8 protein-coding genes and 2 pseudogenes are annotated in these 9,535 nt (G+C 67.7%); 6 read left to right on the top strand and 4 right to left on the bottom strand.

The genetic code is table 11. The annotated features are described in order from the left end of the window. Both ACZ60B_RS37855 and ACZ60B_RS37850 read left to right on the top strand, forming a co-directional pair. Positions 1 to 143 (top strand): transposase (locus ACZ60B_RS37855; protein WP_469395417.1); only part of this gene is annotated, 143 nt, incomplete at its 5' end. 257 nt (positions 144 to 400) lie between these two features. Next, positions 401 to 1,246: an IS5 family transposase gene (locus tag ACZ60B_RS37850; RefSeq protein WP_469395415.1), complete on the top strand. Its 846-nt coding sequence runs from the start codon at positions 401 to 403 to the stop codon at positions 1,244 to 1,246. Positions 1,247 to 1,347: 101 nt separating this feature from the next. Here the strand turns inward: ACZ60B_RS37850 and ACZ60B_RS37845 are convergent, their stop codons facing one another. After that, complete coding sequence (locus tag ACZ60B_RS37845) at positions 1,348 to 1,935, bottom strand: hypothetical protein (RefSeq protein WP_469395413.1); 588 nt, start codon at positions 1,933 to 1,935, stop codon at positions 1,348 to 1,350. A gap of 537 nt (positions 1,936 to 2,472) precedes the next feature. Between ACZ60B_RS37845 and ACZ60B_RS37840 the strand changes: the two are divergent. Beyond that, positions 2,473 to 3,675: pseudogene (locus ACZ60B_RS37840) on the top strand (IS256 family transposase). A 189-nt stretch (positions 3,676 to 3,864) separates the two neighbouring features. Here ACZ60B_RS37840 and ACZ60B_RS37835 read toward each other — a convergent pair. Both ACZ60B_RS37835 and ACZ60B_RS37830 read right to left on the bottom strand, forming a co-directional pair. Further along, positions 3,865 to 4,611 carry a class F sortase gene (locus ACZ60B_RS37835; protein WP_469395412.1) on the bottom strand — a complete coding sequence of 249 codons (747 nt, stop codon included), beginning with the start codon at positions 4,609 to 4,611 and terminating at the stop codon, positions 3,865 to 3,867. Between the two features lie 145 nt (positions 4,612 to 4,756). Further along, a complete protein-coding gene (locus ACZ60B_RS37830; RefSeq protein WP_469395409.1) occupies positions 4,757 to 5,518 on the bottom strand; it encodes a hypothetical protein in 762 nt (253 codons plus the stop codon). Between the two features lie 1,050 nt (positions 5,519 to 6,568). Here ACZ60B_RS37830 and ACZ60B_RS37825 point away from each other — a divergent pair. The 3 genes and pseudogenes from ACZ60B_RS37825 to ACZ60B_RS37815 form a co-directional block, all read left to right on the top strand. Next, complete coding sequence (locus ACZ60B_RS37825) at positions 6,569 to 6,838, top strand: hypothetical protein (RefSeq protein ID WP_469395407.1); 270 nt, start codon at positions 6,569 to 6,571, stop codon at positions 6,836 to 6,838. Positions 6,839 to 7,021: 183 nt separating this feature from the next. Next, complete coding sequence (locus ACZ60B_RS37820) at positions 7,022 to 8,110, top strand: IS110 family RNA-guided transposase (RefSeq protein WP_469395405.1); 1,089 nt, start codon at positions 7,022 to 7,024, stop codon at positions 8,108 to 8,110. A gap of 17 nt (positions 8,111 to 8,127) precedes the next feature. Continuing rightward, positions 8,128 to 8,411: pseudogene (locus tag ACZ60B_RS37815) on the top strand (IS630 family transposase); the annotation flags it as partial. A 242-nt stretch (positions 8,412 to 8,653) separates the two neighbouring features. Here ACZ60B_RS37815 and ACZ60B_RS37810 read toward each other — a convergent pair. Then, complete coding sequence (locus ACZ60B_RS37810; protein WP_469395403.1) at positions 8,654 to 9,448, bottom strand: GntR family transcriptional regulator; 795 nt, start codon at positions 9,446 to 9,448, stop codon at positions 8,654 to 8,656. Positions 9,449 to 9,535 lie beyond the last annotated feature (87 nt).

Raw genomic sequence — 9,535 nt, 5'->3', positions numbered from 1 at the left:
TCGTAGAGCGGACGTTCGCCTGGCTGGGACGATGCCGCCGACTGTCGAAGGACTACGAGTACCTGCGCGTCTGCTCGGAGAACGTCATCTACCTCACCATGGCCATGCTCCTCATGCGGCGCCTTGCAAGGTCAGCCCGCTGACAGGCTTTTCAGACGACCTCTAAGAGGTCGTTTTCATCTAGCTTGCGATCAAATAGTCTGATTCTTGAAGTGTGCGAATGCGGTACGGAAGAGGTCGCTCGTGTGGTTGGGGCATGTGAGTCGGACGGGGTGACGGGTGGGGTGGAACATGGCTTGCGCCTGTCTCATCCCCGGACGCCGACCTTCGCCGCCTGTGTGCTTCCGCTGATGTTGCCGTACGCCTGGGCGCACTCGGTCTGTGGCGATACGCCAAAAACATGCCGAAGCGACGCCCGTATCAGAGCGATCTGTCCGATGCCCGCTGGGAGTTGATCGAACCGGTCCTTGCCGCCTGGCGTCTCGAGCGCCGTGGCAGGGCCCTGGATTTCGGCCGGCCGCCCGTGCACGACCTGCGCGACATCATGGACGCGATCTTGTATGTGGACCGGGCCGGGGTCCAGTGGCGCTATCTTCCGCATGACTTCCCGCACTGGAACACGGTCTACGGCTACTTCGCCAGGTGGCAGCAGGAAGGCGTGTTCGCGCAGCTCAACGGCCTGCTCAGGCAGCTCTTGCGGCAGCAGGAAGGACGGGAGGCTGAACCGTCGGCCTGCGTGATCGACGCGCAGAGCGTGAAGACCTCGACGAGCGTGCTGAGCGCCAGCCAGGGCATCGACGCCGGGAAGAAGATCGTCGGGAGGAAGCGGAGCATCGTCACCGACACGATCGGGCTTCTCCTGGCCGTGCTGGTCACTGCGGCGAGCGTGCAGGACTCGATCGCCGGCGCCCGGCTCCTGGACCAGGTCGCCGCCCAACATCCCCGCGTCCGCAAGGTGTGGGTCGACGGCGGCTATCGCCAGCACCTCGTCGAGCACGCCGCCGCCTTCGGAATCGACATGGAAATCACTCAACGCAGGCCCGGGACCAGGGGATTCACTCCGATCCTCAAGCGGTGGGTGGTCGAGCGGACCTACGGCTGGCTCATGCTCCACCGCCGCCTGGCCCGCGACTGCGAAACCCAGCCCGCCCGTTCCGAAGCCATGATCCACCTCGTCATGACAGACCTGATGGCCCGCCGCCTCACCGGCGAGAACACCATCTCCTGGCGCGACCCGACACCGTAGACCAAACGGCAGATTCCAGGATGAAACAACAGGAGAAAACGACCTCTAAGCGTGGTTGTCGGCCTCATAGCGGGCGTGAAGCGCTCGGCCCGTTGTACGGCTCAGGCGCGGTGGCGCAGGGCGAGAGTCCAGGTGTCCAGCGTGTAGCGCGTGGGATCGTCCGCGTGCTGCTCGGCCACGAACGCGGCGACCCGGTCGCCGTCCCACCGCAACGCCCGGAACATCCGAGGCCGCTTGTCCGCCGCGGCATCCCCGAGTTCGACGAGGACGGTGCTGTCGAGCCTACGGCCCACCGCGCGGACCGCTCCGCCGTCCAGGACGAGAATCGTGCCGTCGCGCAGGACCAGCGGCTCGGGCGACGTCCCGTCGGACAGGTGCGGGCCACGCTCCACGACTCCGCCGGGCAGCAGCCGGACGACCCGGCCGCTGGTCGGCACCCTACGGTCGGCCTCTACGACACGCAGACCAGTGCCCACGACATAGTGACCGTAGGAACGCCAGGCATCGGTCTCGTTGCCGTCGCGGTCATACTCCCACGTGTCGAAGAACTCGTAGCCCTCGAGCCCGAGTACGAATCGGCCGCCGCCCCGCGCGGCCGCGCTCTGCCCGCGCAACTCCGCGACCAGCCGCCCGTCCGCGAGATCGAGAAGCAGCGCCGGGCCGAGCATGCCCCAGGCCGTGTATTCCATAGAGTCCGTGGTGACCAGCACCCGATCGCCGGACACATGAGCGGCGTTGGGCCTCCCGTCACAGTGATGTGTCCATCGGGTACGACCGGCGGAGTCGACGCACCTCACCGATCCGACCTCGCCCTCGATGCGCAACTCACCCCGACGCGCCAACGGATCTCGCGGGACCCAGAACACGTCGTACGCCAGCGGCCCCACCACGCGCCGGTGATCAACCACATCCGCGCTCCACACAGCGGCAGAACTGGCCGCCGCTCCCCCATCCGTGCCCCGCCTCGCCATGCCCGCGATCGTAATGCCCCGCGACACCGCGGCACGAGCCGCGGGAGCCATCGGAAAACGCTCAACTACCAAGCGGGAAACGTCATCCGGTGCAGAGCGTATCTGAAAGATCGTGTAAGTCCGTGATGTGACAGCCTGGCCCGGGGCTCGACCTCGGGCTCTTGGGCCGGGCGGATCGGACGAGTCATGACAGACAAGACGGAACTGGTTGCCTCTGCGGCCGGGGACGAGATGGTGTAGGAAGCCGCCGAGCGGCTGCTCGACAGGGCCGATGCCTGCGGGGCGGCCCTGCTCGGCGAGGGCGGTCTGCTCACCGAGATCACCAAGGCTGTTCTGGAGCGGGCTCTGGAAGCCGAGATGAGTGAGCATCTCGGCTATGAGCAGGGCGACCGCACCGGACACGGGTCGGGAAACTCCCGCAACGGGACCTCGCCCAAGACGGTCCTCACCGACGCCGGCGCGATCGCTCTGGCAGTTCCGCGGGACCGCAACGGTGACTTCGAGCCGCATCTGGTTCCGAAGAATGCCCGGCGGCTCGCCGAGGTTCAACGACCGGATCCTCTCGCTCTACGCCCGCGGGATGAGCGTGCGCGACATCCGCTCCCACCTGGCCCAGATCTACGGGATCGAGGTCAGCCCCGACCTGATCAGCAAGGTCACCGATGCCGTGGTCGACGAGCTCGTGACCTGGCAGAACAGGCCGCTGGACGCTGTCTGGCCCATCATCTACATCGACGCATTGTGGGTGAAGATCCGCTCGGGTTCGGTGACCTCCAAGCCCGTCTACCTGGCCGTCGGCGTCGACATGGACGGCCGAAAAGACGTCCTGGGCCTGTGGGTAGGCTCCGAGGGCGAGAGCGCCACCACCTGGATGGCCGTCCTGTCAGAACTGCGCAACCGGGGCGTCGAGGACGTCTGCATCGTCGCCTGCGACGGCCTGAAGGGCCTGCCCGAGGCGATCACCGCGACCTGGCCCAAGGCCACCGTCCAGACCTGCGTGATCCACCTGACCAGGGCCTCGCTCCGCTGTCCTCGGCGCGGGACCACCCCAAACTGGTGCCGGCCCTCAGAGCGATCTACGCGGCCCCGACCGAGCAAGCCGCCGAGCAGGCATCGAACGACTTCGAAGCCTCCGACCTGGGCCAACGCTACCCGGCGATCGTCCGGACCTGGCGGTCAGCCTGGCCGGAGTTCACGCCCTACCTCGTCTTCCCGCCAGCCATAAGGACGGTGGTCTACTCCACGAACATGGTCGAGTCGATCAACTTCCGGCTCCGCAAGGCCACCCGCAACCGCGGCCATTTCCCCTCGGAGCAGGCCGCGTTGAAGGTCCTCTACCTCGCTGTCCGCGAGCAGATCAACCCCAAAGCGCGCGACGCGAACCACGTCGCCGCACACTGGAAAGAGGCACTGAACCAGTTCTCGCTGTTCTTCGAAGACCGGCTCAGCATCCAGTAGAACCAAACCACTTACATAAATTCACTGACACGCCCTCTGGCTGCGCCATGATGATGAAGCGGACGAGATGCGAGGGGGCTGCCTTGGTGCGGAGGAGACGGGTCCTCGACGCGCCGCGGGCCGGCGAGCCCCGGCACACTGACCCGCCGTACGGGACGGCGGGGTCGAGGCAGTGGGCCGGTCGATGTCTCAGGAACGTCCCGATGTGTCGAGGTGTGCGAATACGACGACATTGGACTCGTATTCGTGGGCGCTGCGGTTGTAGGTCCCGCCGCAGGTGATCAGCCGCAGTTGGGCGGTCGGGGCGTCGGCGTAGACCCGGGCGTTGGGGAAGTGGGCCTTGCTGAACGCCTGGACCGAGTCCACCTTGAAGCGGGCGGTGATGCCGTCGGCGCGGGTGATGTCCACAGTGTTGCCCGGCTTGAGGAAGCGCAGATACACGAAGATCGCCGCGCCGGACTTGGTGTCGACATGTCCCACCACGACCGACGTTCCTCGTTCGCCCGGTGAGGCTCCGCCCTTGTACCAGCCCGCAAGGTTCTTGTCGGTGAGGGGTGGAGTGTTCAACTGTCCCGAAGGGGTCAGGGACACGTCCGTGAACGGTGCGTTCACCCCGATCTGCGGAATCACGATCCGTTTTGGTTCCGACCGCGGCAGCGCGGGCCCCGAGGGACGTGCCATCGCATTTGGTCCCAGCAGCGGCGGGGCGACGGACGGGGGCAATCCCGGAGGTGCGACCGAGTGCAGAGGTGTGGGCGGGGCGACGACGGCTGGTAGCTCCGGCGGCTTGGCATCAGCCGGAGGCGTCAGCGAGTGGTGGATGAGCAGGGCGCCCAGGGCCGCCGCCGCGGCCGGCCACAGCAGGGCAGGGCCGACATGACGCGCGGGGGCTCGACTGGGGGTCTCATCGGGCGGGGCCTGCTGCGCGAGAGTCATTGGACAAAGGCCTGTTCATCAACTGGGGCGGCGGTCGGACATCGGCGGGCCGGCGGGACGCCGGCACCGCGGCCGCAGCCGCGGGCGCTGTCGTCCTTCCCAGGGCGACAGCGCCCGCGACCGAACGGCACCCGGCAAGGACCGATCAGGCCCCGACAGCATCCGACGCGCTCCGGCGCCGCAGCATGTAGGCACCCGCGCCGAGACCGCCAGCCAGGAGCAGAGAGCCTGCGGCCAGGCCGTTTCCGGACTCTGCCAGCCCGCCGCCGCCGGCCTTCACGCTGCCGCTCGGGGCCTGCTGCTTCTGGTGCGACTCGCCGCCCTTCTTCCACGGGTTGCCGCCTTCCTCGGCTCCCGCCTCGGCTCCGGAGTCGTCCCCAGCCGCGGCCGGCGCGTCACCCTCGGACTGGTCCCCGCCGTCCGGGCCGCCCTGCGACTGCTCGTCGTCGCTCGCCGCGTTGTCGTCGCCGTGCGGCTTGCCGCCCTTCTTCTCCCACGGGTTGCCGCCGTCGTCGGCCAGAGCCATGGCCAGGGCACCGCCGCCGGCCTTCACACCGCCGCTCGGGGCCTGCCGCTGCTCGTGCGGCTTGCCGCCCTTCTTCTTCCACGGGTTGCCGCCTTCCTCGGCTCCGGACTCGTCCCCTCCCATGTCCGGGGCGCCACCGTCGGCCTGCGCGCCATCCTCCTCCTGCGCGCCACCCTCGAACTGAGACCCCCCGTCCTCCCCGTTCTCCCCCGACGACTTGTGGTCGTGTTCCTTTCCGTGCTGTTTGCCGTAGCTGCCGTGGGAATTACCGCCGTCCGACGCCCGAAGTCCGACCAGCGACACGGCATGCGCGGCGGGAGCGGAGAGCGCGACGGCCGCGGCAACCGCCGCGGAGGCGAACATTGTCCGGGTCACTCGCATCAGAGGTAGTCCTTTCGCCGCCACCGCGAGGGCCGGCACCACGCCGGCACAGCGGAATCGCAGCAGCAACGTGACAACACTCAACCGACCGGCGCCCCTCACCACCGAAGGACACGGCCCAACGACCCAGCCCGTACGCCGTTCGAGTGCCTTTAGGCCTAAAATCAACCCGGGCGGCAGCATCCCGTAAGCACCAGCGAGCAGTGGCATTTCCGGGGTGCGAGTGCGCGTTCCGGTACCGATCGTCGCAGGCACATCCCCTGATGACGCCGCATCAGGCCTTCCGGCCGTTGCTCCACGCCTTGGCACTCGCGCAAGGACGCGGGCGTCCGGTCCGTGACGGGATCTGGTCGACGATCGCCGCGGCCATCGCTCCCCAGGAAACGGCAATCATCGACAGGGCGATCAGTGACCTGACCGCAGAGGCCACGCCGTACCTGATGCTCGACACCGAAGCCGAGCAGACCGTCTACCGTCTCGCCCACCGAACCTTCACCGAACACTTCGCACAGTTCGGTCAGGAGCACGAACGCCTCCGCCAAGTGATCACCGCAGCCCTGACCACGGACGTGGACCTCCGCCTGCCCGAAGCCGAACTCAACCCGTACGTCGCGCAGCACCTCCCCGCCCACGCGGGCCGAGGCCGACTCCCCGCATGGCAAAGCCGCGCACAGCACACCCGCGTACCGGACCGCCTTGACCTCACCAGCATCCCCAGCCAGGTCATGACACACGCCTTCGGACGCATCACTCTTCTCAGGCCATCGCCAGCGCAGTGGTCTCACAGCACTTGGCCGCCACGAGCGACGCCCACAGCCAGGCCGTACTCGACTCCGTCGCCGACGAGGTCCTCTACCTCGACGAGGACGACGTCATCGGCGCCGCAGCCCTCGCTTCGGCGGAGGTCGACGCCGAGACCAACAAGGTCGTCGTCGAGATCGCAGCTGAGGACGACGCACTCGCGGACCGGCTCGGACGGCGGTACGGCACCGACATGATCACCGTCCGCGTCAACCCCGGCGTCACGCAGATTAACGAGACCGCGGACCGGTGGAGCGACAAGAACCCGTACAAGGAGGAGCCGGCTACGAGGCCCACTCGCCCTCCGGTGAGGCGTCGAACAAGTTCTCGGCCTGCACCACCGGCTTCGCCTGGACCTACAACGGCAACCCCTACATCGTCACCGCCGGGCACTGCACGACCCTCGACGGCTGGATGGACAGCTGGGACAAGACCGCCCCCGACAACTCGCTCAGCGTCGGCAGCATCGACTACGACCACTGTGAGGATCATGGGGTGCCGCAGGAGGCCGGAGCCTGACCCGTGCGACAACTGGCCGCAGATGCCTTGGAGTAGATCTGTCGGCTTCCGGTTCCCTGCGGCACTTGCCGCCGCTGGCCCGGTGAGCGTGTCCCGATGGGGGCTTTGCTGCACAAGGCACCGTCACAGTTCTGACCGCCCGCCGGACCGGCGTCGGCCACCAGCCCCAGTCCGAGGAGCCTTATGACCGTCGCCAGCTTGCCCCATCTCGACCTGCCCGCGCAGCACGCCCCAGCTCTGGCCGGGGAAGTGATCCTGGGGGTCGACACCCACAAGGACATCCACGTCGCCGCTGTGATCACCACCCTGGGAGCCTCTCTCGCGCACCAGAAATTCGCGACCACGGCCGCTGGCTACCACCGACTGATCGCCTGGGCAAGATCGTTTGGCGTTGTCCGACGTGCCGGCGTCGAGTGCACCGGCTCCTACGGAATCGCGCTGACTCGGGCCCTGCGCCGGGAGGGCATTGACGTCGTCGAGGTCAACCAGCCCGACCGCGCCACCCGGCGCAAGCGCGGCAAGACCGACGCTGTCGACGCGGACGCGGCCGCACGAGCCGTCCTTTCGGGACGCACCACCACCACGCCGAAGACTGCGGACGGCCCCGCAGCGGACATGCGCGTGCTGCGGTTGGCCAAGGAATCAGCCGTCAAGGCACGCACGCAGGCAATGAACCAGCTCAAGGCCGTCCTCTTGGTCGTCGACCCCGATCTGCGCGAACTGCTCACCGGCCTGACCAACCCGGCCCTGACAGCCGCCTGCGCGGCACTCGACGACGATCGAGGCGAGGCTGTCTTCACGATGCGCATGCTCGCCCGCCGGGTCCAGAACCTCTCCCAGGAGGTCAAGGAGCCGACCAAGCGCACCACCAAGGCTGTCCGGACCAGTCGGCCACAACTGCTGGGGCTGGTCGGAGTTGGGCCCGACAGCGCCGCGGTCCTGCTCATCGCCGCAGGTGACAACCCCGACAGGCTCACGGATGAGGCATCGTTCGCGGCTCTGTGCGGCGCCAGTCCGGTCGAACGATCCTCTGGCAAGACCCAGCGAAAGCGGCTCAACCGCGGCGGTCACCGGCAGGCCAACGCCGCTCTCTACCGCATCGTCCAGTCCCGCATACGCTGGGACGAACGCACCCAGGCATATCTGCAGCGACGCACCGCCGAGGGCATGTCCAAGCGCGAGACCATTCGCTGCCTCAAGCGCTGCGTCGCCCGAGAGCTATACCGGCACATCCGGCCTCCGGCGACAGTCGTGGCGTCTGCTGCCGCTTGACGAGCCATAGGGGCATCTACGCCACCCACAACACCGCCGAGATCAGGACGTGGCTCAGCAGACACCCCCGCTTCCACGTCCATTTCACCCCACCGGCTCCTCCTGGATGAACCAGGTGGAGCGGTGGTTCGGCCTGCTGACCGACAAGCTCATCCGCCGCGGCGTCCACACCTCCGTGAAGGCACTGGAGGACGACATCACCGCCTGGATCGACACCTGGAACGAAAACCCGCGGCCCTTCACCTGGACCAAGACAGCCGACGAGATCCTCAACCCCCTCGCCGACTACCTCACCAAGGTCGGAACCACCGGCCAGATAACAGAGCAGAACCAACCCTCGGGATTTCTGGCGCATCACACTGGCGGTCAACTGATCTGGATCCACAAAGGGTCTGACAGCTTGTTACATGTCTGTCGGCGCTGCCCGGCCTGAGCCGTTCCGGTCCCCGGCCCCGGGGGTCCCGCGTCCTGCCCGGAAGCCCCTCCCCCCGTCAAGTCACGTCGCCGGGGTATCCGTTCCCCGGGGTCGGCCTCTGTCCACACTCACCCCGTGATGGAGGCCCGGAAGTGGTACCGGTCGCCACGGTACGCGGCCGCGGTGAGTTCGAGGGGCTGGCCGTTCTGGTTGAAGGCGAGCTGGGTGGCGACGAGCACAGGAGTCGCGTCCGTGATTTCGAGCAGTCGCCGCTCCTCCGCCGTCGGGTGGCGGGCCTCCACGGAGTAGTCGGCGACCTTCGGCAGTTGTGGCGGGTCGGCGCGGCGGAGTGTGGCGAAGAGCGTGTCCTTGGTGAAGTCCGTCTCCGCCAGCTTCGGACACAGGGCGAGAGGCAGCCGGTTGTGCTCGAGCACCACGACGATGTCGTCCAGGTAGCGCAGTCGGCGCATCTCGAAGAGTGCGGCTCCCGGGCCGACCCTCAGGTGTTCGGACTCCTGAACCGTGGCAGGCCTGACCCTGGCCTCCAGGACCGAGTCGCGGAGTCGTAGTCCCTGCTGCTCGGCGTAGTCGGCGAAGCCCTGCACCGACTGGGCCGCCGCCTGACCGGGTGCCGCCGGAGGCGCTGAGGGGGCGACTCGTTCGTAGCCCTCGGCGAGGAACCATCCGCGGGCCGGCGCGGACTCGATGACCTCGCGCTCCGCGAGTTCGTTCAGGGCGGAGCGAAGGGTGACGCGCGAGACGCCGTACCGGGTGGCCAGTGCCCGCTCCGACGGCAGTCGGTCTCCCGGTCGGGCACCCTTCTCGGCGATGTCGTCCAGGAGGCGTCCGGCGACCTGGGTGTACAGCGGCAGAGCGTCCCCGCTCAACAGCCCTTGGGGAATACCACGATCCGAAGAAGACATACCAGATGTATACCAGTTTGGAGCAGACCAGTAGCATACCAATAACAGACCGTTGACGGCCAATGATGAGACCAGTACCGTTCCAGT

It is taken from the genome of Streptomyces sp. NPDC104096 (assembly GCF_055584385.1).
Note: the sequence above shows the minus strand (reverse complement) of the source record. Positions and strands in the feature narration are given on the sequence as shown.

What these genes read in the sequence shown, in the direction of transcription:
- ACZ60B_RS37850 (WP_469395415.1), top strand. Translation starts at nt 401, where the DNA reads ATGCCGAAGCGACGCCCGTATCAGAGCGATCTGTCCGATGCCCGCTGG.
- ACZ60B_RS37845 (WP_469395413.1), bottom strand. Translation starts at nt 1,935, where the DNA reads ATGGAATACACGGCCTGGGGCATGCTCGGCCCGGCGCTGCTTCTCGAT.
- ACZ60B_RS37835 (WP_469395412.1), bottom strand. Translation starts at nt 4,611, where the DNA reads ATGACTCTCGCGCAGCAGGCCCCGCCCGATGAGACCCCCAGTCGAGCC.
- ACZ60B_RS37830 (WP_469395409.1), bottom strand. Translation starts at nt 5,518, where the DNA reads ATGCGAGTGACCCGGACAATGTTCGCCTCCGCGGCGGTTGCCGCGGCC.
- ACZ60B_RS37820 (WP_469395405.1), top strand. Translation starts at nt 7,022, where the DNA reads ATGACCGTCGCCAGCTTGCCCCATCTCGACCTGCCCGCGCAGCACGCC.
- ACZ60B_RS37810 (WP_469395403.1), bottom strand. Translation starts at nt 9,448, where the DNA reads ATGTCTTCTTCGGATCGTGGTATTCCCCAAGGGCTGTTGAGCGGGGAC.